Genomic DNA, 25,412 nt, shown 5'->3' with positions numbered 1-25,412 from the left:
CATGGCCGCCGCATCGTCCACCCCGCCATTGCCGCCCGCCCCACCTGCCAGCCGGTCCACGCGCGCTGCGGCACAACGCCCGGCGCCACGTGCCGTATTGCTGGCCGTGCTGCTGGCATTGGCGGCGCAGATCGGCTGGCAGGCCAGCCGCCCGCCGCCGCGCGCCCGCGCGCAAGACCTGCCGCCGGCGCCATCGCTGGCCGCCCTGCAGCTGGCAGCCTTGGGCGACCCGGTGGCGCTGTCCAAGGCCACCATGCTGTACGTGCAAGGCTTCGACGAACAGGCCGGCATCAGCATCGCCTGGCGCGACCTCGACTACCGCAAGCTGGCCGGCTGGCTGCAGCGCGTGCTGGAGCTGGACCCGCGCGGCCAATACCCGCTGCTGGCCGCCAGCGAAGTGTATGGCGCCGTCACCGATCCGGCCCGCGCGCGCCTGATGCTCGACTTCGTCTACGCCCGCTTTGGCGAAGATCCCAACCGCCGCTGGCCCTGGCTGGCGCACGCCGCGCTGGTGGCCAGGCACCGCCTGCACGACCTGCCGCTGGCGCGCAGTTATGCGCAGGCGATCCGCCTGCACGCCACCGGCCCGCAGGTGCCGGCCTGGGCGCGCGAGCTGGAAATCTTCATCGCGGAAGACATGAACGAACGCGACAGTGCACGCGCCCTGATCGGCGGCCTGCTGCGCAGCGGCCAGATCACCGACCCGCACGAATTGCAGTTCCTGTCCGACCGGCTGGACCAGCTGAATGCCGACCACAAGCCCTAGGCCGCTTGCTATACTACGCAGACAATAACCAAAGGATCTCGCCATGCGCCCCTACCCTCGCACCGCCCGCCAACGCGGCTTCACCCTGGTGGAAATCGCCATCGTTTTGGTCATCATTGGCCTGCTGCTGGGCGGGGTGCTGAAGGGCCAGGGACTGATCGACAGTGCGCGCGTCAAGAACATCATCCAGCAATCCACCTCGCTGACGGCGGCGGTCAACGCCTACCAGGATAAATTCCGCGCCCTGCCCGGCGATGACGTGCAAGGCACCACCCACGCGCCGGGCGCCACCGGCAACGGCAACGGCGACGGCCAGATTTCCGAATACCTGCTGGCGCCGCAGCACCTGGCGCTGTCCGGCTTCATTACCGGCTCGTTCAACGGCACCACCGACTTCATGACCAGCGCCCAGGGCGGCGCGGTGTACATTTACAACGATGTGGTGGCTGGCCGCGGCGGCAACGGCGTGCGCCTGGACAACCTGCCGGACTCGTTTGCCGAACAGGTCGATAGCAAGCTGGATGACGGCAAATACAACACCGGCTCGGTACGCGCCACCAGCCCCTACACCAACAACGGCAGCGTCATCCAGCGCACCGCCGTATTCTTCTGAATTTAAAAGCACGCCCGTACTTTTATTCGTTTAGAATAGCTGTCACCACGGATAACAGCAGGAGACAGCATGTTTGAAGAATTCATCGGCACCAAGGCGGTGTCCGCGCGCCACCAGTTCGATACCGCCGCCCTGCACGCCTGGCTGCGCCAGCACGTCGACGGCTATCCGGACGGCGACCTCAGCGTCGAACAGTTCAAGGGCGGCCAGTCCAATCCCACCTTCAAACTGAGCATTGCGGGCCAGCACTATGTGCTGCGCACCAAGCCGGCCCCGGCCGCCAAGCTGCTGCCCTCCGCCCACGCCATCGAACGCGAATACCGGGTCATGGACGCGCTGCAAAAACACGGCTTCCCCGCCGCCCGCCAATATGCCCTGTGCACCGATGAAAGCGTGATTGGGCGCGCCTTCTACGTGATGGAATTTGTCGCGGGCCGGGTGCTGTGGGACCAGGCCCTGCCCGGCATGACGCCGGCCGAGCGCGCCGCCATCTATGATGAAATGAACCGCGTGATCGCCCAGCTGCACACGGTCGATTACGCCGCTATCGGCCTGGCCGACTATGGCAAGCCGGGCAATTATTTCGCGCGCCAGATCGAGCGCTGGAGCAAGCAGTACCTGGCCTCGCAGACCGAGACCATTGCCGCCATGGACCAGTTGATCGCCTGGCTGCCGGCCAACATCCCGCCCGGCGAGGATACCGCCATCGTGCATGGCGACTTCCGCCTGGACAATCTGCTGTTCCACCCGACCGAGCCGCGCATCCTGGCCGTGCTGGACTGGGAACTGTCGACCCTGGGCCACCCGTTTGCCGATTTCTCTTACCACTGCATGAGCTGGCACATCGAGCCGGGCAAGTTCCGCGGCATCGCCGGCCTCGACCTGCAGGCGCTGGGCATCCCGTCGCAACAGGATTACATCGCCCGCTATGCCGAGCGCACCGGCAAGCAGATCGCGCTGGCCGATTTCAACTTCTACCTGGCATTCAATATGTTCCGGCTGGCAAGCATCATGCAAGGCATCATGAAGCGCTATGTCGATGGCACTGCCGCCAGCGCGCAAGCGCTGGAGTCGGGCCAGATGGCGCGGCCGATGGCGGAACTGGGCTGGTCTTACGCCTGCGGCAAAGCCATCTAGCCAGACGCTGTGGCGGGCGTGGCCCGTATTGGACAAAAGCACTTTATGAAATCCCGCGCCTCGGCTACTATCGTGCTGCCAGCACTCTAGTGAGGCCAGGGGCGTGCCAGAGACCAAACGCAAACAACTGCCATCCATCCGCTCGCAGATCGCGCTGCTGGTCATGGCGTGCGCGCTGCCCACGGTGATCGGTTTTGGCGCCCTGGTGGCGCAGTTCTACCGCAGCGAACGCGAAACCCTGAAACAGGACACCCAGCAGGCGGCCCGCGCGGTGGCGGCCGCCATCGACCGCGACCTGGTGCAAAGCGAGGGCGCGGTGGTGGCGCTGTCCTCGTCGCCCAGCCTGCGCAGCGGCGACCTGGCGGCGCTGCGCCTGCAGGCCGGCGCCCTGCTCAGCCCGCAGTTTCCAGCCTCGCAATTCATCCTCAGCGAAGCCAGCGGCAAGACCGTGCTCAACGTCGGCGCCCCCCTGCCCGAGACCCTGAACCCGATCAACAACGCGCGCCGGCTGCAGGCGCTGTTCGGCCATGGCCGGCCGCAGATGTCGGTGGTGATCGTGGCAGGCAGCGCCTTGCTGGCGATCGACGTGCCAGTGTTTCTGGACAGCCGGGTCAGCTACGCCCTGACCGCGCTGCTCAAGCCGGACCGGCTGACGCGCATCCTCAAGGATGAACACATTGCCGCCGACCAGGCCATGACCCTGTTTGACGCCGACGGCAACGTCGTGGCCCAGGCCGGCGGACCGCGCCTGCTGCTGGGCCACGCGGCCGATCCGGCGCTGCGCGAACAACTGTACAAAGGGCAAGAGATCCTGCTGGAAACCGACGATGCCGCCGGCACGCCGGTGTACATGGGGCTGAGCCGGGCGCCGGTCAGCGGCGCCACGGTGGCCATTGCCAGCGCACGCGACAAAGCCACGCTGCAACTGCTGGAAGCGGTGGCGCTGATCGCCCTGACCATGCTGGCCGTGCTGGCAGCCGGCTTCTCGCTGGCCTGGTCGGTGGGCGGACGCATCGCCGGTTCGGTGCGCGACCTGGTGGAGCCAGCGCAAGCGCTGGCCAGCGGCAAGCCGTTTGCCATGCCGGCCACCACCTTTGCCGAGGCCGACATGGTGGCGCGCTCGCTGCAGGCGGTCGAGGGCGACCTGCTGCGCCACAGTCAGGAGCTGGAGCGGCTGGTGGCCGAACGCACCAGCCAGCTGGAAAAAAACCGCAGCCAGCTGGAAACCCTGTACGCCACCGCGCCGGTCGGCCTGAGCTATGTGGACGCCGAACTGCGGGTGCTGCGCATCAACGATTACCTGGCCGCCCTCAACCAGCAAAAGGCGATCGCCCACCTCGGCCGCCACATCGGCGACATGATTCCCGACCACGCGGTGCGCCGGCAGGTGCTGGAGGATTACCGCATCGTGCTGGAGAGCGGCAAGCCGCTGACCGGACTGGAGCGCACCGGCTATCCGGCCTCCTCGCCCGACCAGCTGCACCACTGGGTGGTCAGTTACTACCCGCAATTCGGCACCGACGGCAAGATCATCGGCATCACCGCCCTGCTGCTGGACGTGACCGCGCAAAAACGCGTGGAAGCCGAACTGCTGCGGTCGCGCCAGCTGCTCAGCTCAGTGCTGGAAAATATTCCGGCCATGATTTTCCTGAAACGCGCCGGCGACCTGCGCTTTGAAATCTTCAACCGCTTTGGCGCCCAGATGCTGGGCACCACCAGCGAGCACATCGTCGGCAAGACCGACTATGAACTGGTGCCGGCCGCGATGGCGGACGCCTTCAAGGCCGCCGATCAGCAAGTGCTGGCCACGGCGCCGGGCGTGGTGACCGAAATCATGGAAGAACCGCTGGAAACCGCCGCCGGCCGGCGCTACCTGACCACCCGCAAGGTGGCGCTGCGCGACGAGCACGGCCAGCCGACCCACGTGCTGGGCATTTCGCTCGACATCACCGACCGCAAGGAAGCCAAGGAGGTGCTGCGCGCCACCGCCGAGCGCCTGAGCGCCAGCGAGCGCTTCGTGCGCGCCGTGACCGACAACCTGCCCGGCATGGTGGCCTACTGGGACGCCAGCCTGCACTGCCGCTTTGCCAACCGTTACTTCCTCGACTGGCACGGCGTCAGCCAGGACGACATCATCGGCGCCGGCATGCCGGACGTGGTGGGCCAGCAGCAGTACGCCGAGGGCGCGCCGTACGTGGCCGCCGCGCTGGCCGGCGAACCGCAGGGTTTTGGCGGCCGCCTGCAGTGGCCCTCGGGGGAAATCAGCCACACCTGGGTCAATTACATTCCGGACCTCGACGATAACGGCGCAGTAAAGGGTTTCTTTGTGCTAGTCTCCGATATCACCGAACTGAAGGAAACGGAATTGCACTTGCAGGAGTTGAACGAGGAACTGATCCTGGCACGCGACCGCGCCGAGGCCGCCAGCCGCGCCAAGAGCGAATTCCTGGCCAACATGAGCCACGAAATCCGCACGCCGATGAACGCCATCATCGGCCTGGCCCGCCTGCTGGAGGAGGCGCCGCTGGCGCCGCGCGAACGCGGCTACTTGCACAAGATCCAGTTTGCCACCCAATCCCTGCTCAGCCTGGTAAACGACGTGCTGGACTTTTCGCGCGTGGAAGCCGGCCAGCTGGTGCTGGAGCATGCCACCTTCAATTTGCAGCACATTCTCGACAGCATCAGCGTCATGCTGAGCGGCAGCGCCAGCGACAAGGGCGTGGAGCTGGTGTACGACATCGATCCCAGCATGCCGACCGAGCTGGCCGGCGACCCGATGCGGCTGCAGCAGGTGCTGCTCAACCTGGTATCCAACGCCATCAAGTTCACCGCCCACGGCGAGGTGGTGCTGACGGTGCGCCCGGCGCCCGGTTCGGCACGGCCCGGCGACCGCGCGGTGCTGGTGGAATTCCGCGTGCGCGACACCGGCATTGGCATCGCCCCCGAGCAGCAGGCCGGCATCTTTGACGCCTTCTCGCAAGCCGACAGCAGCACCAGCCGCAAGTTCGGCGGCGCCGGCCTGGGCCTGGCGATCTGCCGCCAGCTGGCCGACATGATGGGCGGCGCCATCAGCGTCACCAGCGAGCCGGGGCGCGGCGCCGAATTCCTGTTCGCCTGCCCGCTGGAATGCACGGTGCCGCTGGCGGCGCCGCCGCCGCCGCCGGCCAGCACTTCGCTGTCGGTGCTGATCGTCGATGACAACCCCAGCGTGCGCCAGGCGCTGCAGGCGGCCGGCCACAGCTTCGGCTGGCACATGGCCGGCGCCGCCGGCGCGGCCCAGGCCCTGGCCTTGCTGCAGGAGCGCGCGCGCGCCGGCAGCCCCTATGATCTGCTGCTGCTGGACCGCGACATGCCGGAGCAGGACGGCCCGGCCATGCTGCAGCAGCTGCCCGCCGGCCTGACGCTGCCGCCGGTGCTGATGATGACCTCCGAGCACCAGGCCGCCACGCTGGTGCAGCAATCGGCCGGCCTGGGCCTGGCCGGCGTGCTGGCCAAGCCGGTCAGCCCGGCGCGGCTGCTGGAACGGGTCAGCGCGCTGCTGGCCGGCGACCAGGCCGCCGCCGTGGTGCTGACGCAGATGGAACACACGCCGCTGCAGGGGCGCCTGAGCGGCATGCGCATCCTGCTGGTGGAAGACAATGAAATCAACCAGGAAGTGGCGCAATACATGCTGCTGCATGCCGGCGCCAGCGTGGACGTGGCCGCCAACGGCCAGCTGGCGGTGGACTTGCTGGCGGCCGCGCCGCAGCAGTACGACGTGGTGCTGATGGACGTGCAGATGCCGGTCATGAACGGCTACGACGCCACCAGCGCGATCCGCGCCCAAGGCTTGCTGACCTTGCCGATCATTGCCATGACCGCCAATGTGCTGGAAGACGACCGCCGGCGCGCCGCCGAAGCCGGCATGAACGCCCATGTGGCCAAGCCGATCGACGTCGAGGAACTGATCTCGGTGCTGACCCGGCTGGTCACCATCCGCGGCGCCGCGCGCGAAATGGTGGCGCCGGTGCCGGTCATGGCAGCGCCGCCGCCACCGGCCGCAGCGCTGATGCCGCCGCTGTCGCCGCTGCCGGGCATCGACGTCGAGGCGGCGCTGGCGCGGCTGGGCGGCAACCAGGCCGCCCTGACCGCCCTGCTCAAGCGCTTTGAGCAATCGCACGGCGGCGCCGTGGCCGAAGTACGCACCTTATTGGCGGCCGGCCAGCGGCAGCAGGCCGCCCAGGTGCTGCACCGCCTGCGCGGCGTGGCCGCCAACCTGGGCGCCAGCGACGTCGCGCGCCTGACCGCCGCCGCCGAGGCCGTCCTGCACGATGACGGCGCCGACACGCTGGCGATGCCGGCCGCGCTGGCCCGGCTGGAGCAGGCGCTGGCCCTGGTCACGCGCACCGCGCGCAGCCTGACCGTCCCCGCGTCCACCCCGAGTATTCCGGAGAGCAACACCACGCCGCCCGATCTGGAGCAAAAACTGGCGGAGTTACAGGGTTTGCTTCAGAATAACAATCTGAAAGCACTGGAACACTTCCGGGCCCTGCAACCGGCGCTGGCGTCGGCACGGCAGGCACAGGCCCTGGGGGAAGCCGTGGAAACCCTCAACTTCAAGGCCGCGCGCCTCATGGTGGAAGAAATGTTGCAGCGAAAGGAAAGTGCATGAGCTGGACCGACCTGGCGCGGAATGGCCGCATCCTGGTGGTGGACGACGCCATGGAAAACATCCAGATCCTGCACCACGCGCTGCGCGAAGAGCATGAAGTGCTGTTCGCGCTGGATGGCGAGCAAGCGCTGCAGATCGCACGCGAGCAGCAGCCCGACCTGATCCTGCTGGATGCCGTCATGCCCGGCATGGATGGCTACGCCGTGGTGGCGGCCCTGCGCGGCTCGCCGCGGCTGCAGGACATCCCGGTGATTTTCGTGACCGCGCTCAGCCAGCCGGAAGATGAAACCCGGGCGCTGGAAGGCGGCGCGGTCGATTTCATCAGCAAACCCTTCAATGTGGCGGTGGTGCGCGCGCGCGTGCGCAGCCAGCTGACCATCAAGCGCCAGGCTGACGCCATGCGCGAGCTGAGCATGACCGACGGCCTGACCGGCGTGGCCAACCGCCGCAACTTCAACGACACCATTGACGCCGAATGGCGCCGTTGCGCGCGCGCCGGCCTGCCGCTGTCGCTGATCATGATCGACATCGACCACTTCAAGCTGTACAACGACCACTACGGCCACCAGGCCGGCGACGCCTGCCTGCAGCAGGTCAGCGCGGCCATGAAGCGCTGCGCCACCCGCCCGCAGGACTTGCTGGCGCGCTATGGCGGCGAGGAATTCATCCTGCTGCTGCCGCAGGAAGGACCGGAGGGCACCGAAGTGGTGGCCAACCGCATCCTGGATGAAGTGGCCAGGCTGGCCGTCCCGCACGCGGCCTCCCCGACCGCGCCGATCGTCACCCTCAGCATGGGCCTGGCCAGCACCCTGCCGCCGTCGGACAACATGGCGCTGGACGCCCTGATCCGCAGTGCCGACGCCAATCTGTACCGCGCCAAGCAAAGCGGCCGCAACCGCTACTGCATCAGCCTGGACACCTGAACTCCCCGCCTGTTAAGTTTGTCCCTAGCGTAAAACTACCCTCGCTGGCAAGGCTTTGTTGTAAAAAAATATTTCACAAAAATACAGATATTTTTTACACGAACAATGCTACATTGACAATTCCGTGATTACGCACGGAACGAGAGAGTACAACTTAACAATAATCATATTCATCAGGGGTAGACTTCATGAAAGTTCAGTCGAAAGCACTCACTTTGATCGCAATGGCAGCTGGCATGCTGGCCGCGTCGGCGGCGCAGGCCGGCAATGCCGATTTCCTGACACCGCTAACCGGCAACACCAGCTCGCCGACCGAATGGCGCTTCACGCCAGGCCAGGCATTCAACGGCGTGGTGGGCGCGCTGGACGGCGTAGCCCGTCTCAGCTTCAGCAATTCCGCCGGCAACTGGGCCTGTTCCGGCTCGCTGCTGGCCGGCGGCCAGTACGTGCTGACCGCCGCCCACTGCGCGGACGACTTCACCTCGATGAAAGTGCAATTCGGCTGGGCCGACGGCACCGCCACCGTCACCCGCAACGTCAGCGTCGGCAATGCCTTCGTCAACCCGAACTGGAACGGCAACCTCGACACCGGCGCCGACATCGCCATCCTCAAGCTGGACCAGTCCGTCACCACCATCCAGGGCTACAAGCTGAGCACCACCAACGACGTCGGCAAGGACTACCTGATGGCCGGCTACGGCACCACCACCAATGGCAGCACCAGCACCCCGACCAACTGGAATGACGGCCGCTGGGGCCACTACGGCTACAACACTTTTGACGTCGACAGCCAGACCTACAACCGCGTCACTGACGAAGCCATCGGCTGGGGCTACGACGCTTCCTACTACGCGCCGGGCGTCACCTACATGAGCGACTTCGACGACGGCACCGACCAGCACAACACCCTGGGCCGCATGTCGGACGTGGTGGGTGGCGGCTGGACCAGCGGCCTCGGCCTGGGCTCGAAAGAAGCCCTGATCGCCGGCGGCGACTCGGGCGGTGGCGACTTCATCTGGAACGGCAAGGAATGGATCCTGTCGGCGGTGCATAGCTGGGGCTGGCAAGGCAGCGATTCCTGCCCCTACTTCGGCCTGAGCGGCTGCGACGTCAGCAGCCGCAACTCGTCGAGCTACGGCGACCTGTCCGGCTCGACCGCGACCTTCTCGCACATCGGCTGGATCAACTCGGTGACGGCCGTGCCGGAACCAGCCACCTACGCCATGATGCTGTCGGGCGTGGCACTGGTGGGCTTGGCGCGCCGCCGCAAGCAAAACACCGCCGGCTAACCCCTAGCCACAACGTCGGGGTCACAACGTCGGGGTCAGGTCCGCCATTTCTACACGAGCTTATCAGTAAATCTAAAGCTGAGAACGTGTAGAAATGGCGGACCTGACCCCGACTCTGACCCCGACTCATGGGCGAGCTGACCGGCACTCGCGGACCGGATCATGCGCCCGGCAATAGCCGCCGTGATGCGCGATACCAGCGGCCCTACCGTCAGCGTTAATGGTCACGGCCACGGTGAACTGATCGCCCCATTGTGGCTTGTAGTAGCTGATCCTGGGCCAAGGTGCAGGTGCGAAATCAAGCGCGATGTGCGCCACCGTGATGTCCTCAAGCCGGATTCGCGACAGGCCCGCCAGCTTTGCAAGAAGGTGACGATAGCGCGCCAAGACCGTTGCAAATTCGGACGAGGACGGGTGAATGGATGACGTCAGCAAGTCAAGTACGACCGCCGTCCGGCCATGCCGATCGGCCAGCGAACGTAGTTTGCCGATTGACCAGTAACCATCCAGATCGTTGTTCCGGCTCGTGAATGAGCCGCACAAACCAATGGCAATATTCGTCAGCTGCGCCCCTTGAGGCATACATCAGTCCACAGTCAATTAGAATGCTGCTGGAAACCGCGCTGGGCGGTGAAGCGCTCCAGATGGTGGTCGACGTCGCCCAGCGTGAGTTCGATCATGCTCAGACGCTTGAAGTGGTGCGCGGCCGGCAGTTCGTCGGTCACGCCCATGCCGCCATGCAGTTGCACCGCCTGCTGACCGATGAACCTGGCCGCCTGCCCGATCCGCACCTTGGCCGCCGAGGCCACCCGGCGCCGCTCTTCGGCGTCGCACACCATGCGCGCCGCCACCAGCATCGCCATTGAGCGCGCCTGCTCCAGATGGATGTACATGTCCGCCATCCGGTGCTGCAAGGCCTGGAAGCTGCCAATCGCGATGCCGAACTGCTTGCGCGTTTTCAGATACTCCAGCGTGGCGTTGAAGATGGCGTCCATCGCGCCCACCGCTTCCGCGCACAGCAGGCTGACGCCATAGTCGGCCGCCTCTTCCAGCATGTCCCAGCCGCCGCCCATCTTGCCCAGCAGCGCCGAGGCCGGCACTGCCACATGGTTGAATTGCACGGTGGCGGCGCGCTGACCATCAATGGTGCGGTAGTCGCGGATCACCACACCTGGCGTGTCGGTCGGCACCACGAACAGGCTGATGCCGTTGGTATCGCGCTGGGTGCCGGCGCTGCGCGCCGAGACGATCAGCGCGTCAGCCTGGCCGCCATGGATCACCACGGTTTTGGTGCCGTCGATGCGGTAGCCTTCGCCATTGATGCTGGCGATGGTTTTGATGTCGGCCAGATCATGCCGGGCATGCTTTTCGCCCAGCGCGCAGGCCAGTTTGAGCTCGCCCTTGGCAACGTCCTCCAGCCGGTGATGCTGGTTGCCGGCCAGTTGCAGGAATTTGGCGCCCCACACGGTGGCGAAGTACGGCTCCACCACCAGGCCACGCCCCAGCTCCTGCATCACCACCAGCATGTCCACCGCCGAGCCGCTGAAGCCGCCCTGCTCTTCCGGCACCGGCAGGGCGGTCATGCCCAGCTCCACCAGGGTATTCCATGCCACGTCCGACACGCCACTGGCCGAATGCACAATGCGCTTGCGCGTCTCAAAGGTGTAATCCTTGTCCACCCAGCGGCGCAGGGCGTCGGCAAACTGCTGCTGCTCTTCCTTGAAGTTGAAATCCATTGCCGCTCCCTTACAGGCCCAGAATCATCTGGGTGATGATGTTTTTCTGTATCTCGTTGGAACCGCCGTAGATCGAGGTCTTGCGGTAGTTGAAGTAGTAGCCGGTCAGCGGCGCGGCCGCGTCATCGCCGGTGACGGCGTGGTCAGCCTTGCCTTCCAGGTAGTCGGTGTCGAACGGCAGCGCGTCCGGCCCCAGCGCTTCGACCATCAGCTCGGTCAGTTGCTGCTGGATTTCCGAGCCACGGATCTTCAGCAGCGACGCTTCCGGCCCCGGCGCTTGCGATTCGCGCGTGAGCACGCGCAGCACCGTGGTTTCCAGCGCCATCAGCTCGATTTCCACGCTGGCCACCTTGGCGGCGTAGACCGGGTCCTGCATCAGCGGCTTGCCGTGCTTGTAGTGTTCGGCGGCGATTTTTTTCAGGAACAGCAGTTCGCGCTTGGAACGGCCCACTGCCGCAATGCCGGTGCGCTCGTGGCCCAGCAAATATTTGGCGTAAGTCCAGCCCTTGTTTTCCTGGCCGATCAGGTTTTGCACCGGCACTTTGACGTTGTCGAAGAAGACTTCGTTCACTTCATGGTCTTCATCCAGCATGATGATCGGCCGCACCGTGACGCCGGGCGATTTCATGTCGATCAGCAGGAACGAGATGCCTTCCTGCTTGCGCACGGTGGTATCGGTGCGCACCAGGCAGAAGATCATGTCGGCGTGCTGCGCCAGCGTGGTCCAGGTTTTCTGGCCATTGACGATATAGTGGTCGCCCGCGCGCTCGGCAGTGGTTTTCAGCGAGGCCAGATCAGAGCCCGAGCCCGGCTCGGAGTATCCTTGGCACCACCAGTCGTCGCAGTTGAGGATGCGTGGCAGGTAATGGGCTTTTTGCGCTTCATTGCCGAAGGCCATGATGACCGGCGCCACCATATTGACGCCGAACGGCAGGATGGGCGGCGTGCCGGCACGGGCGCACTCTTCTTCCCAGATGTGGCGCTGGGTGGCGCTCCAGCCAGGACCGCCATACTCGACCGGCCAGCCCGGCGCCGACCAGCCCTGACGGGCGACAATCTGGTGCCAGCGCACGTAATCCTGACGGCTCAGGCGCAAGTGGTTGCGGACTTTTTTCTGCAGGTCGCTTGGCAGGTTGGTATCGAGGAAGCCCCGCACCATGTCTCGAAACGCCAGGTCCGCAGCCGTGTAAGTCAAATCCATGCTGTCTCCTTGTTTTCCCTCGGCCAACAAAAAAGCACGACCGTTCAGAATAATTGTACTCCCATGTTCTGTAAAAGGGCGACAGTTTGGGGAAATTTGTTCACTTCGAAACGACTTTTTTCACCAGGGCCTGGCCGGGCTTGAGGATGCGGTCATCGTGGTCGCGCGGCTGCATGGCAGCGACCGGCTTGCCGCTGACTCTTTCTATCAAGGTGGAATGCGCTTCGCCCGCTGCGAACAAGTGGTGCTCGCCCCACTGCCGCAAGGCGACGATGGCCGGGAACAGGCTTTCGCCTTTGGCGGTGAGCACGTATTCCTGGTAGGCGCTGCCGTCGGAAGCCGGCTGGACGGCGAGCAGCCCGCCCTCAACCAGCGCACTCAAGCGGTCGGACAGGATGTTGCGGGCCACGCCCAGGTTGCGCTGAAAGTCGCCAAAGCGGCGGATGCCATCCAGAGCGTCGCGAATGATCAGCATGGACCAGCGGTCGCCCACCAGATCGACCGCGCGGGCCACGGGACAGGCATCGTCTTGCAAGGATTTTCGTTTGGCCATGGTTGCATTTTAAAACTGGTTTACGGTAGGCTGCAACCAGTTTTAATTTAAAACCAGATTTGGAGGGCCATCATGCCACGTTCCCTTGTGTTGTTGTTTGCCTGCGCCAGTGGGCTGTGCGTCGCCAATGTGTATTACGCGCAGCCGTTGCTGGATGCGCTGGCGGTGGATTTCGGCATGCCCCCGGCAGCGGCGGGCAGCATCATCACGGCCACGCAGGCCGGCAGCGTGCTGGCCCTGCTGTTGCTGGTGCCGCTGGGCGATTTGCTGCCACGGCGCAGTCTGATGCTGTGGCAATTGATGGCACTGACAGCGGCGCTGGCCGGCGTCTGCCTGGCCCGTCACGCGGCCTGGCTGATGGCCGGCATGCTGGCGGTCGGCATGCTGGGCACCGCCATGACACAAGGCTTGATCGCCTATGCCGCCAGCGCGGCCGATGATGGCGAGCGTGGCCGGGTAGTCGGCGCGGCACAGAGCGGCGTGGTGGCCGGGCTGCTGCTGGCGCGCGTGGTTGCCGGATGGGTGGCGGATCAGGCGGGATGGCGCGGGGTGTACGGCGCTTCGGCGGCCATCATGCTGGTGCTGGGTATGCTGCTGTGGCGGGCGCTGCCGGCGTCCGCCCCGCGCAATGCCGGGTATGCGCCGGCGGACGTCACGCCAACGTGCCTGCCATCCGTGGCCGGGCCGATGCCCCGCCAGCGCGCCGAGGCAAACGATGGCGGCCAGCCGGCGCAGGCGGCACCGCCGTCCTGGCTGGCCCTGATCGCTTCCATGTTCGCTCTGCTGCGCCGCCAGCGCGTGCTGCAAGTGCGCGGGGTGATTGCCCTGCTGATGTTTGCCGTGTTCGGCGCCTTCTGGAGCGCGCTGGTCTTTCTGCTGAGCGCGCCGCCCTACGCTTACTCGCATACAGCAATCGGCGCGTTCGGGCTGGTCGGCCTGGCGGGCGCGCTGGCCGCTGCCCGCGCCGGCCGCTGGGCCGATCAGGGACGCGCGCAACACACCAGCGCCGTCGCCCTGACGCTGATGCTGCTGTCCTGGCTGCCATTGGCGCTGGCGCCGCATTCGCTGGCCGCGCTCATCATCGGCGTCCTGGCGCTGGATCTGGCCGTACAAGCCCTGCATGTCACCAACCAAAGCCTGATATTGCAGAGCGGCGCGCAGCACAGCCGCCTGATCGGCGCCTACATGATGTTTTATGCAGTCGGCAGCGGCGGCGGCGCATGGGCGGCCACCAATGTGTATGCGTGGGCGGGCTGGTCCGGGGTGTGCCTGCTCGGCACCGGCCTCAGCCTCATCGCGCTGATGTTCTGGGTCGCCACAAAGTGGCCTGTCCGGATTGCAAAATTGGCCGGACCAATCTAGAATGGCCTGACCAAATAAACGTTTAACAACAACAAAGAGACGAAAACCCGTGACCTCCCCCACCGCCCTGATCGCGGCTGTTGCCGCCACCCTGATCGCCCTGCCAGCCCATGCGGATGGCGCTTACCGCAACCCGGACAACAAGAGCGTCTACGACGCCGGCGAAGGCACGTATCCCGTGCCCTACAAGAAGCCGACCGTGGCCGAAATCACCGCCTCGCTGGACCGCATCCGCGGCTACCTGGAAGCGACCACCCCCACCAAGGTGATCCACAAGGACACCGGCGTGCAGATCACCGACTTCAGCAAGCCGGTGGCCGATGCCATCGTCGAGCCGAGCAGCGCCGAATGGGGTATCCAGGTCTACGAAATGGGCGTGGTGCACGCCGGCCTGATCAAAACTGCCGCCGTCACCGGCGACAAAAAATTCACGGCCATGACCGAGCGCCACTTCCAGTTCATGCGCGACAAGCTGCCCTACTTCAAGGCGCAGGAAGAGCAGTTCCACCTGAAGCGCGCCAACAGCTTCACCCGCTTCATCGATCCGCGCTCGCTGGATGACGCCGGCTCCATGTGCGCGGCCCTGATCCGTGCCCGCTTTGCCAAAATCGGCCCGGACATGGGCCAGTTCATCGAGACCTGCAGCAACTGGGTCTACAAAAAACAGTTCCGCCTGAAAGACGGCACCCTGGCGCGCGAGCGGCCGCAAGCGGTGTCGCTGTGGGCCGACGATATGTATATGGGCGTGCCGGCGCTGGCCGAGATGGGCCACCTGACCGGCAAGCGCGAGTACTACGACGACGCCGTCAGGAACGTGCTGCAAATGAGCGGCTACCTGTTCAATCCGCAGCTCAACCTGTACACCCACGGCTGGAACGCCAACAACCCCGACGCGCCGCGCTTCTACTGGGCGCGCGCCAACGGCTGGGCCGTGCTGACCATGAGCGACCTGCTGGACGTGCTGCCGAAAGACCATCCCGGCTATCCGAAAGTGCTGGCGCAGCTGCGCCTGGCGCTGCGCGGCATCGCCGAGCAGCAATCCGGCACCGGCCTGTGGCACCAGATGATCGACCGCAACGACTCCTACCTTGAAACCTCGGCCAGCGCCATGTTCACCTATGTGATCGCGCACGCCATCAACGAAGGCTGGATCAGCGCCGCGACCTACGGGTCGATCGCGCAGGCCGGCTGGGTCGGCCTGTCGACCCGCATCAACGCCCGCGGCCAGGTGGAAGGCACTTGCGTCGGCACCACCTTCGCCAGCGACCACATCTACTACTACAACCGCCCGACCAGCGTCGACGCGCTGCACGGCTACGGCCCGGCCCTGCTGGCTGGCGCCGAGATGATCAAGCTGCTCAACAATCCCAAGATCGACATCCAGGTCAAGCTGCGCACCTACCACTACGTGCCGAAAGATGCCGGCGCCACCAACTACAGCCATGAATAAGAGGACCGCCATGCGTACTTATCTGTTACCGATTGCCGCCCTGCTGGCTGGCGGCGCGCTGCACGCGGCCGAACTGGCGCGCATCACCGTGACCAATGACATGGACCAGGCGCGCCCCTCGGAAACCATCGCCATCCCGTGGAGCGAGATCAACCGCGCCCTGCCCGGCGCGCTGATCCAGAAGATCGCGGTCAAGGACAGCAAGGGCAATCTGCTGCCCTACCAGGTCAGCAACGTCAAGCCGCAGGCCAAGGACCCGCAAGGGATCGGCGTCGCGTATGGCGAGCTGTACTTCCAGCACAGCTTTGCGGCCGGCGAAAAACAGGCCACTTTCACGGTCGAAAAGACCGAGAGCGTAACCCAGCCGTTCGCCACCAGGACCTTCGCCCGCTACGTGCCGGAACGCCTGGATGACTTCGCCTGGGAAAACGATCACATTGCGCACCGCACCTACGGCCCGGCGCTGGGCGCGCCGGACACTGCCGGCGTCGGCAAGGAAGTGCTGGTCACGAGCGGGCTGGACATCTGGTTCAAGCGCGTCAGCTATCCGATCGTCGACCGCTGGTACAACAAGGGCCACGACCACTATCACCACGATGAAGGTGAAGGTATGGACATGTACAACGTCGGCAAATCGCGCGGCGCCGGCGGCACCGGCGTGTGGGATGGCAAGCAGCTGTACGTGGGCCGCAACTACGCGTCGTGGAAAGTGCTGGCCAACGGCCCGATCCGCAGCGTGTTCGAGCTGACGTATGAAGGCTGGGATGCGGCTGGCGCCAGGGTGAGCGAAGTCAAGCGCTTCACTGTCGATGCCGGCCAGGACTTTGACACCATGGACAGCACCTTCACCTTCAGCGGCCCGTCGCAGCTGACGGTGGCGGTCGGCCTGAACAAGAAGCCGGCCGACAAAAACCAGAACGAAAAAATCACGGTCAGCCGCGAGGGCACGACCCTGACGCAATGGGTTACGCAAGACACCAAAGGCGCGTTCGGCACCGCCATCGTGCTGCCGACGGCAAGTGGCACGGCAGAGGACGCGCTCAATGAACTGATCCTCGCGCCGGTGGAATCGGGCAAACCGCTGCGCTACTACATCGGCGCGGCGTGGGACCGCGCCGGCCACGTAAAAACGGCGGCCGAGTGGCAAGAGAAAGTCAAATTCATCGCCACCCGCGCCGCCCACCCGCTGCAAGCCACCGTCGCCCCCTGAACTCCGGGGTCAGGTCCGTCATTTCTACACGAGCTCATGTGAATTTCCGGACCTGACCCCGGATTTATTTCATGGTGTAGGTTTGCTGGGCGGTGTCGACGGCGTAGTTGTTGTTGCTCTCCCAGTAGGTGTAGTTGTAACGCACTACGTCGCCGGCTTTCAGGCCGCTGGCGGTGTAGCTGTTGATGCCGCTCGCTTGCGTCATCCGCACGTTGAGCTGGCCACCATTGTTGACGGTGTAGTGCACGTCCGCCCAGCTCGATGTGTTGATGGTGAATTTCAGCATCGTTGAGCTGGTTTGGGTGGCGGTCGGCGCTGGCGTCGGCGTTGGTGTCGGGGTGGGTGTTGGCGTCGGGGTAGGCGTTGGCGTCACGCCGCTATCCCAGATTACGTCGTCTATCGACATCTGGAACGCCGATTGCGGCAAGGCTGCGCCGTCGCTGGCAATCTGGAACATGTCCAGCATCGATTGCAAGGCGATCTTCGGTCCGGCCAGGTCGGCAATCGGGATGGTGGCCGTGCCCCAGTCGCCGTTGCGGACCAGCCCGTAGGTGGTGGCGTTGGCCGGGAATTTCACCGCGTTTTGATTGGTGTAGGTGTCCTGGATGCCAACCGTGAACGCCACATTCGCCGGAATCTTGATCTTCAACTTCATATTGCCGTTGCGGAAGCCGCTCATGTCGCGCGCCTGGCGCGATTGCACGCTGCCGCCAAACCATGAGCCTGGCGTGTTGAAACTCCACGACATGGCGTTCGCCCCTTCGTACGGCGCGATGTTGCCGGCCGAGGTGGATGCCGTGTTCCACACGAACACGTCCGAGGTGACACCCGCCTCCAGCTTGTTGTTGACCACGGTGTTGTCGGTGAAGACGCCAAACTTGCCGACTTCGGCGGGGGTCTGGTTGCCCAGCTTGACCGAGCCCTTGCCGTCCAGCTGGTACACGCGCACATAATCCACGTACATGGTGCCCGGCAACGGCGCGGTCACCTGGGCCGGCGTGGCCGCGTCCGTAAAGTTTCCACCCACCGCCAGATTGAACAGCAGGTAGAACGGCGCCTGCAGCGCGGTCGAGTTCACCGGCAGCGGGCTGTTGTACATGTCGTATTCCAGGCCATTGTCGATCACCGTGAAGCGCATCTGCGATTCGGTCCAGTAGAAACGGTAGATCACGAAACGGTTGGCCAGCGATTGCGCCGGCACGTACCAGTTCTTGGTCTGCCATGCGGTCGAGGCGGCGCAGCTTTCGTTGCCCGGCACGCAGGCGGCCTGCTGCCAGGTGATGACGTTGGCGCCGGTGAAGTTGTCGATGGCCGGCGTCGGCGTGCCGGCCGCCGCCCGGCTGCTGGCCTTGTGGCCCATTTCCATGATGTCGATCTCGCCCTTGCGCGGCCAGGTCTGCGGGCTCACGCCCAGCATCCACGCGGCCGGCCACAGGCCGGTGCCAAGTTGCGGCGTGGCCATGCGGATTTCCACCATGCCGTACTGCACCTGCACCTTGTTGAAGGAGTCGATTTTGCCCGAGGTGAAGACGTTGCTGCCCACCGTCTGGTTGCGCGCCTGGATCGCCAGCGCCCGCGTGGCCGTTTCAAACGGCACGTTGACGATGGACAGGTTGTTCGCGCTGTAGTACTCCAGCTCCTGGTTGCCATAACCGCACAGGTTGATCTGGCAGCCATTGCCGTCGTAAGTGTTCCACAAGCTGGTGTTGAGCGCCGTGCCATTGAACTCTTCCGACCACAGCAAGGCGCCGATGACAGGACTGGTGACGCTGGCCGTCGCGGGCAAGCCATAGGCCAGCGCCAGGCTGGCGGCAACGGCGGACAAAACGCATTTCTGGTTTTTCATTATGTCTCCTTATCCACACTCCGAACAAATTGGAAACGATTCCAATCGCGAATCCAAAATATATTCCGATAAATATTTTTTGTCAACGCGAGCACGCAAGGAGACACTGGCTTGCTGTTATAAATAGACAGTAGACCAACTATTCCGTATGCTTTCAAACGCATTTCCCATTGCCATCGGGCATGGGTGCTTTTATACGGTAACTTGTGCGCGATTCTTTCTATCCTTTTGCTGGCCGCGCCTTAGCGGTCGCGCTGTCGCTGGCGCCGCTGCTCGCCCCTGCCGCGACCACGTCCTGGCAAAAACTCGCGCCCACCATGTTCGAGCACCTGGTGCCGGCCGAACGCGGCTTCCCCAACCCGATCACGATGAGCATCGCCCAGGATGGCGACGGCTTTATCTGGTTTGCCACCCAGGCCGGCCTCGGCCGCTGGGACGGCTACCGCATGCGCAATTTCCTCTTCAAGGCCGATGATCCGCACAGCTTGCCGGGCGACTTTGTCCAGACCCTGCACGTCGACCGGCTGGGCCGGCTGTGGCTGGGCACCACCACCGGCGGCGTCGCCATGTATGACAAGCGCAGCGAAAGCTTTGTGCGCTATCCGGCCGGACCGCAGGGTCTGAGCAGCCCGGCCATCACCGCCCTGGCCAGCGACGCGCACGGCGGCGTCTGGGTCGGCACCGCCGCCGGACTCGATTACATCGACACCGCCCGCGGCGGCGCCATCCGCCACTACCCGCGCGAAGCCAGCGCCGCCGGCGGCCCGCGCAGCAACCAGGTGCGCGCCCTCGTCATGGACCAGGCCGGCGACCTGTGGATCGGCACCAATGCCGGGCTGTCGCGGCGCGACAGCCGCAGCGGCAAGTTTGAAGACTTGCCGTTTGCCAACGCCGCAGCCGATGCCGTGCTGTCACTGGCCAGCCACGGCAGCGGCGAGGTGCTGTTCGGCACGCTCAAGAGCGGCGTCGGCCTGGCGCGCGCCGGCGACGTTGCCCGGGTGCTGACGCTGCCGCAAGTCAAGGACGCCGGCAGCGCCATGGTCCTGTCGATTGCCCAGACCAGCGGCGACAAATGGTGGGCCGCCACCTACGGCGGCGGGGTGATCGAATTCGATATCAACGGCAACGGCCGCCGCATCATGCACCGGCCGGCCACCTCGATCAGCCTGGGGCATGACCGCACGGCCGCCGTGTGGCGCGACCGCAGCGGCCTGGTGTGGGTGGCCAATGAACGCGGGGTCGACATCCACAACCCGGCCAACGACACCGTGGCCACCATCCTGGATGGCGCCGGCCTGCCGGAAATCTCGGCCTTCGCCTTCATGACCGACAGCGGCAACCGCCTGTGGGTGGCGCTGGGCGACCAGGGGATCGACCTGATCGGTCCGGACGGCAGCCGCAGCGCCGGGCTGCGGCCGGACCCGGCCCGGCCCGAGCACGCCCTGCCCAACCGCCTGATCCTCGGGATGGCCGAGGCCGAGCCGGAGGAAGCCTGGATCGCCACCGCGCTCGGCCTGTACCGCACCAGCGGCCGCGGCACCCGCGCCGAGCGCGTGCCGCTGCCGCAGACCGATCCCTATCCGCGCATCGGCAGCATCGTGCGGCAAGGCGAGATCCTGTGGCTGGGTGTGCCGGGCGGCCTGCTGCGCTACGACACGCGCAGCCGCAGCGCCCAGCTGTACGGCCAGGGCCCGGCCGCCAGCGGCGGCTTGAGCGACAGCCGCATCACCACCATGCGCGCGGCGCCGGACGGCACGCTGTGGGTCGGCACCCGCAACGGCTTGAATCATTTCGATCCGGCCAGCGGCAAGGCCGAGCAGATTCTGCCGGATGTGGTGCCCAACCAGTCGCTGCCGCACAGCGTGATCACCTCGCTGGCCTTCGATCATCAGGGCCGGCTCTGGATCGGCAGCAACGGCGCCGGCATCAGCATTCTCGCCGGCCGCAACCGGGACGGCACGCGCCGCTTTCTGCGTCTGGGCATGGCCGACGGCCTGCCCAGCCTGACCGTCGCGGCCCTGCAGCCAGACCGTCGCGGCCGCATGTGGCTGTCGTCCACCGACGGCCTGGCCACGGTCGATGAAACCAGCTTGAAGGTCCACATCCTGGACCGCGCCGCCGGGCTGGTGTTCCAGCCCTACATCGTTGGTGCGGCCGGCCGCACGGCCCAGGACGATATCGTGTTTGGCACCTCGGGCGGCTACGTCGTGGTGCGGCCGGAACTGCCGCATCCCTGGCGCTATCAGCCGCCGCTGGTGGTCAGCTCGGTGCGGCTGGACCACCAGCTGGTGGCGGCCGCGCCCCTGCTGGCGCCGCAGGCAAAGGCGCTGGACATCCCGCCCGGCACGCGCAAGGTGGAAGTGGAAGTCGCCGCGCTGGACTATTCCGCCAGCCACCGCAACCGCTACGCCTTCCGCCTGGAGGGCTACGACAAGGACTGGGTGGAAGCCGACGCCAGCCACCGCGCCGCCACGTATGCCAATGTGCCGCCCGGCCGCTATCGCCTGGCGATGCGCGGCAGTAACCGCGACGGCACCTGGAGCCCGCATGAACTGAGCATGGAGCTGCACTTCCTGCCGGCCTGGTATCAGACCTGGTGGACGCGCCTCGGCACCGTGCTGGCGGTGCTGGCTTCCGGCTGGGGGGCCTACCGCTGGCGCGTGCGCAATCTGCAGCAGCAGGTGTACTCGCGCACCCTGCACCTGGAGCGGGTGCACGCCATCGTCAAGTCGATCAACGACGAGCTGGATTTCGACGCCCTGCTCAACACCATCCTGCGCGAGTCAAGCGCGATCGGCGAAGTGGGCGTGGCCTACGCGCTGATTTGCGAAGCGCCGGGCGGCCCACTGGCGATCCGCGCCAGCTGGGGCCATGACGCCCTGCCCTCGGCCCGCGCCGGCATGGCGCTGGCGGCGGCGCAAGCCCAGTTTGTCGATGCCGCCACCGTGATCGCGCCGGACATGTTCCTCAAGCAGCGCACCATGCTGGCGGTGCGCATCCGCGTCGAGCAGCAGGTGCAGGGCTACCTGGTGTTCAAGCAAAGCACGCCGTTCGCGCGCAAGGACATCGAGATGTTCATGGCGCTGAAGGAGCCGTTCATCTCGGCCTTCCAGAAGGCCAGCGCCATCAGCGCCATCCAGCGCGCGCGCGCCGATGCCGAGGCGTCCACCCGCGCCAAGAGCGAGTTCCTGGCCAATATCAGCCACGAAATCCGCACCCCGATGAACGCGATTCTCGGCTTTGCCGGCCTCGGCACGCACCTCGACCTGCCGGCCAAGCCGCACGATTACTTCACCAAGATCGGCCGCGCCGGCCAGAACCTGCTGAGCATCATCGACGACGTGCTGGACTTCGCCAAGATCGAATCGGGCAAGCTGGAACTGGAGACGGTGCCGTTCGACCTGGCCGAAACGCTGACGCAGATCGCCGACCTGTTCTCGTGGCGGGCGGCGGAGAAAGGCCTGGAGCTGCTGACCTGGGCCAGGCCGGACGTGCCGCTGCGCCTGGTGGGCGATCCACTGCGCCTGAACCAGGTGCTGGTCAACCTGGTCGGCAATGCACTGAAATTCACCGCCCGCGGACACATCAGTCTGTGCGTGGAACGGGTGCCGGATGCCGACACGGCGGCAGGGCTGGTGCGCTTGCGCTTCAGTGTGCAGGATACCGGCGTTGGCATCAGCGCCGAGCAGCAGGAGCGTCTGTTCCGCGCCTTCTCGCAAGCAGACACCAGCACCACCCGCCTGTACGGCGGCACCGGGCTGGGCCTGGCGATTTCGCAACAGCTGGTACAGGCCATGGGCGGCCAGATCGCCATCGACAGCCGTCCCGATCATGGCAGCCGCTTCCATTTCGAACTGACGCTGCAGTGCCAGCAGGAGACCGCGCCAGCGCCATCCGCCGCGGCCGGCAAGCGGGTGCTGGTGGCGGCCGCCAACGCCACCATGCGTGACATGCTGGAGCAGCAATTGCAGAGTGATGCCTGCCAGGTCGCCACCGTCAGCAGCGGCGTCGCCGCGCTGGACTACCTGGCGCGCGACAGTGCAGACCTGGTGCTGCTGGATTGGGATCTGCCGCACCTGAACGGCGGCGCTGTGGCGCAGCGCATCCGCGCTACCCATGCCGAGCTGCCGCTGGTGCTGATGATGACTGAATTCTCGCGTGAGGCCGCCGAACAGGCAGCGGCGGCGGCTGGCGTCAGCGCGCTGCTGGTCAAGCCGGTGCAAGCGCCACAGTTGCGCGAAGCGGTGCTGGTCGGTCTCGGCCTGGCGCTGCCGGCGCATCCGGCCTTGTCGGCCTCCCCCAAGCTGTCGGAGATGGCGCAACGGATTGCCGGCGCGCGCGTGCTGGTGGTCGACGATAACGTCATCAACCAGCAGGTCGCGCGCGAGGTGCTGCTGGGCGCGGGCGTGCAAGTGGAGCTGGCCGGCAGCGGCATCGAGGCCATGCAGATGGTCGACCACGGCCGATACGACGCCGTGCTGATGGATATACAGATGCCGGGCATGGATGGGTACGAGGCCACGGCCCGCATCCGCGCCAAGCCGGAGCACACCCAACTGCCGCTGATCGCCATGACCGCGCACGCGGTGGCCGGCTTCCGCGAGAGCAGCCTGGGCATGGGCATGAACGATTACGTCACCAAGCCGATTGATCCGGAGCGGCTATACGCGGTGCTTGCCGCGCAGATCCAGCGCCTGCCCGAGCGCGCACCGGCGAGTGCGCCGGCGCCGGCCGTCATTGCCGCGCCGGCCCTGACCAGCATGGCAGGCATCGACAGCGAGGCCGCCCTGACGCGGCTGGGCGGCAACCGCAAACTGCTGGCAGTGCTGCTGGCGCGTTTTGTGCAGGATTTCGAGGCCACCCCGGAACGCTTGCAGGCCGCGCTGGCGCATGACGCCTTTGAGCAGGCGGCGTTGCTGGTGCACAAGGTGCGCGGCGCGGCCGGCAACCTGTCCATGCCGGAACTGCACCGCAGCGCCGGCGAGCTGGAACAGCTGCTGCTGTCGCCGCAACGCGACCAGCACGGCGAAGCGCTGGCGGCCTTTGCCGCCGCGCTGGAACGGGTGATCGAGAGCGCGCAGGCGCTGGACGGCGGCGCGCGCGATCAGATGGCGTCGGTCTCGCCGTAACGCAGTTCCACCATGGTGCGCGGGCCGGCAGCCGCCGGGCCGCAGCCGCACACCGCCACCACCGCGTGGCGCAGATGGTCGAGGTCCAGCATCTGTTCGATATCGACGTCGTTGATGGCGGCCGTCACAAACGCCGGCATGCCCGCCTCCGCCGCCAGCAGGTAAAAGGTTTGCGACAGGTGGCCGGCGTCCAGCGCCAGCGCGCGGTAGGCCTTCTGGTGATTGCGGTACTTCCAGAAGCTGCGCTCCAAGCGCCCCACCATCAGCACCTGCAGCGGCGCATCGGCCAGCCAGTGCTGGTCGGCCAGCACCTGCCTGGCCAGCGCCGCGGCCTGGGCAGCGTCGAAGGTGCGCAACGGCCGCAGCTCATGCGCGATAGGATGGTAGTGGTACAGGCCCGGCGCAATCCCTGCCACCCGCTGCACCAGCACGAAGGCCTCCACCGGATGCAGGCCGCCGCCCGAGGGGCTGGTTTTCTTCAGCACCGAACTATGCGGGCCGATGGTGCGCACTTCCTGCGCGCCGAAAGTACGCTGCAGCAGACGCGCCGCCGCCGCCAGCGGCACGCTGGCCTGCAGGTCGAAATTGCGGCCGGTGTAACGGTGCAACAGCGGTTCATCCAGCAACCCGCCGCCTGCGGCGGGCAGCTTGACTGCACTGTGCGCCGGCAGGTCCAGCGTCGGCGGCGGCGGTTCGCCGAATTGCGCCAGCAAGGCCTGGAAGCTGGGCGCCTCCATGCCGTTCTCGCTGGTGACTTCGCGCCAGCGGCCAAAGGTATGGGCCAGCGCCGACAATGGGCGCCAGTGGGTGGCGCGCAAGGTTTCATCACGCGCGCGCGCAGCCGCGTACTGCGGCGTATCGCCGATCAGCAGGCCCAGTTCCAGCAAGCGCGCGACGCAGGCCTCGCCGTGACGCTGCTCGCATGGCGCGCGCTCGCCCCAGACGGTCTGGCTGATGGCGCCCAGCGCCGCCAGTTCGGCGGCGCTGATCGTCAATTCCTGGTCCAGATGCGGCGCCAGCGCCACCCACTGACTGTCGGCCGCCAGGCCGCTGCCGCCAGCCAGCACAGCCCGCCAGTCGATGGATAATTGTTCGCGTGATTCGATGTACAACACTGCGCAGCGGCGGATCTTCATGGCGTCCCATTTTTTGCTCAAGGAAATGCTGAGTCTAGCCGATGACTAGCCAGGCGGCAACGATGCCGCTTGGCAAACGCATATGTTTGCCGTAGCATGACTCGCGCATGGAGACATGCCATTCATCATTCCAACCGAGGGACTACTCAATATGAAAAATACCAGCGAACTCAGCGCCATCCTCGACAAGCTCGCGCACGACCATGACTTCCGCGCGCACCTGCTGGCCGACCCGGTGGCCGCACTGGCCGGCGTCGGCGTGACCCTGCATCCGGACGACGTCCCGGCAGAGCGCAGCCTGCCCTCGCATGAAGCGATTGCCGCCGACAAGGAGCAACTGGTCAGCAGCCTGGAAAGCACGGCGTCGATGTGGCCGTTCCTGCTGTCTGGCGGCGTGATTCCTAGCTAAG

General features: G+C 65.9%; 17 protein-coding genes. 11 read left to right on the top strand and 6 right to left on the bottom strand.

The features are described 5' to 3' along the window. The first annotated feature begins 1 nt into the window (after position 1). The 6 genes from ABDW57_RS06940 to ABDW57_RS06915 all read left to right on the top strand — a co-directional run bounded on the left by ABDW57_RS06940 (position 2) and on the right by ABDW57_RS06915 (position 9,379). Positions 2-766, top strand: a complete 765-nt coding sequence (locus ABDW57_RS06940) for a hypothetical protein (protein ID WP_343729473.1) — start codon at positions 2-4, stop codon at positions 764-766. 43 nt (positions 767-809) lie between these two features. After that, positions 810-1,379 (top strand): prepilin-type N-terminal cleavage/methylation domain-containing protein, encoded by a 570-nt coding sequence (locus ABDW57_RS06935; RefSeq protein ID WP_343729472.1) that lies wholly within the window; start codon positions 810-812, stop codon positions 1,377-1,379. Positions 1,380-1,448: 69 nt separating this feature from the next. Next, complete coding sequence (locus tag ABDW57_RS06930) at positions 1,449-2,516, top strand: phosphotransferase (protein ID WP_343729471.1); 1,068 nt, start codon at positions 1,449-1,451, stop codon at positions 2,514-2,516. 103 nt (positions 2,517-2,619) lie between these two features. Then, entirely contained in the window at positions 2,620-7,167 is a 4,548-nt protein-coding gene (locus ABDW57_RS06925) for a PAS domain-containing protein (RefSeq protein ID WP_343729470.1), read from the top strand. Then, on the top strand, positions 7,164-8,090 hold the full coding sequence (locus ABDW57_RS06920; RefSeq protein ID WP_343729469.1) for a diguanylate cyclase: 927 nt from the start codon (positions 7,164-7,166) through the stop codon (positions 8,088-8,090). Before ABDW57_RS06925 ends, ABDW57_RS06920 begins: the two co-directional genes overlap by 4 nt. Positions 8,091-8,278: 188 nt before the next feature. Next, positions 8,279-9,379 carry a trypsin-like serine protease gene (locus ABDW57_RS06915; protein ID WP_343729468.1) on the top strand — a complete coding sequence of 367 codons (1,101 nt, stop codon included), beginning with the start codon at positions 8,279-8,281 and terminating at the stop codon, positions 9,377-9,379. Positions 9,380-9,505: 126 nt separating this feature from the next. Here the strand turns inward: ABDW57_RS06915 and ABDW57_RS06910 are convergent, their stop codons facing one another. The 4 genes from ABDW57_RS06910 to ABDW57_RS06895 all read right to left on the bottom strand — a co-directional run bounded on the left by ABDW57_RS06910 (position 9,506) and on the right by ABDW57_RS06895 (position 12,869). After that, positions 9,506-9,961, bottom strand: a complete 456-nt coding sequence (locus ABDW57_RS06910) for a hypothetical protein (RefSeq protein WP_343729467.1) — start codon at positions 9,959-9,961, stop codon at positions 9,506-9,508. 14 nt (positions 9,962-9,975) lie between these two features. Further along, a complete protein-coding gene (locus tag ABDW57_RS06905) occupies positions 9,976-11,115 on the bottom strand; it encodes an acyl-CoA dehydrogenase (RefSeq protein ID WP_343729466.1) in 1,140 nt (379 codons plus the stop codon). Positions 11,116-11,125: 10 nt separating this feature from the next. Then, positions 11,126-12,316 carry an acyl-CoA dehydrogenase family protein gene (locus tag ABDW57_RS06900; protein ID WP_343729465.1) on the bottom strand — a complete coding sequence of 397 codons (1,191 nt, stop codon included), beginning with the start codon at positions 12,314-12,316 and terminating at the stop codon, positions 11,126-11,128. A 100-nt stretch (positions 12,317-12,416) separates the two neighbouring features. Next, positions 12,417-12,869 (bottom strand): helix-turn-helix domain-containing protein, encoded by a 453-nt coding sequence (locus ABDW57_RS06895; RefSeq protein ID WP_343729464.1) that lies wholly within the window; start codon positions 12,867-12,869, stop codon positions 12,417-12,419. A 72-nt stretch (positions 12,870-12,941) separates the two neighbouring features. Between ABDW57_RS06895 and ABDW57_RS06890 the strand changes: the two genes are divergently transcribed. Genes ABDW57_RS06890 through ABDW57_RS06880 form a run of 3 tightly spaced genes read left to right on the top strand, consistent with a single transcriptional unit; the run spans position 12,942 to position 16,891 of the window. Further along, entirely contained in the window at positions 12,942-14,231 is a 1,290-nt protein-coding gene (locus tag ABDW57_RS06890; protein WP_343729463.1) for an MFS transporter, read from the top strand. 49 nt (positions 14,232-14,280) lie between these two features. After that, complete coding sequence (locus ABDW57_RS06885; RefSeq protein ID WP_343729462.1) at positions 14,281-15,681, top strand: glycoside hydrolase family 88 protein; 1,401 nt, start codon at positions 14,281-14,283, stop codon at positions 15,679-15,681. Positions 15,682-15,691: 10 nt separating this feature from the next. Next, positions 15,692-16,891: a DUF4861 family protein gene (locus ABDW57_RS06880; protein ID WP_343729461.1), complete on the top strand. Its 1,200-nt coding sequence runs from the start codon at positions 15,692-15,694 to the stop codon at positions 16,889-16,891. Between the two features lie 64 nt (positions 16,892-16,955). Here ABDW57_RS06880 and ABDW57_RS06875 read toward each other — a convergent pair whose 3' ends face one another. Then, positions 16,956-18,737, bottom strand: coding sequence for a glycoside hydrolase family 16 protein (locus ABDW57_RS06875; RefSeq protein ID WP_343729460.1), 1,782 nt, complete (start codon positions 18,735-18,737; stop codon positions 16,956-16,958). A gap of 206 nt (positions 18,738-18,943) precedes the next feature. Here ABDW57_RS06875 and ABDW57_RS06870 point away from each other — a divergent pair, with 206 nt between their 5' ends. Next, positions 18,944-23,866 (top strand): response regulator, encoded by a 4,923-nt coding sequence (locus ABDW57_RS06870; protein WP_343729459.1) that lies wholly within the window; start codon positions 18,944-18,946, stop codon positions 23,864-23,866. Here ABDW57_RS06870 and ABDW57_RS06865 read toward each other — a convergent pair. After that, entirely contained in the window at positions 23,842-25,023 is a 1,182-nt protein-coding gene (locus tag ABDW57_RS06865; protein WP_343729458.1) for a putative peptide maturation dehydrogenase, read from the bottom strand. The two genes, ABDW57_RS06870 and ABDW57_RS06865, sit on opposite strands and share 25 nt — an antisense overlap. 130 nt (positions 25,024-25,153) lie before the next feature. On the opposite strand from ABDW57_RS06865, the gene ABDW57_RS06860 reads away from it, so the two are divergent. After that, positions 25,154-25,411 carry an NHLP-related RiPP peptide gene (locus tag ABDW57_RS06860; protein ID WP_343729457.1) on the top strand — a complete coding sequence of 86 codons (258 nt, stop codon included), beginning with the start codon at positions 25,154-25,156 and terminating at the stop codon, positions 25,409-25,411. The last annotated feature ends 1 nt before the right edge of the window (position 25,412 follow it).

The sequence above is a fragment of the Duganella sp. genome (genome assembly GCF_039595735.1).
Classification (GTDB): domain Bacteria; phylum Pseudomonadota; class Gammaproteobacteria; order Burkholderiales; family Burkholderiaceae_D; genus Rugamonas.
The sequence above is the reverse complement of the archived record's forward strand: the minus strand, read 5'-3'. Positions and strand labels throughout refer to the sequence as shown.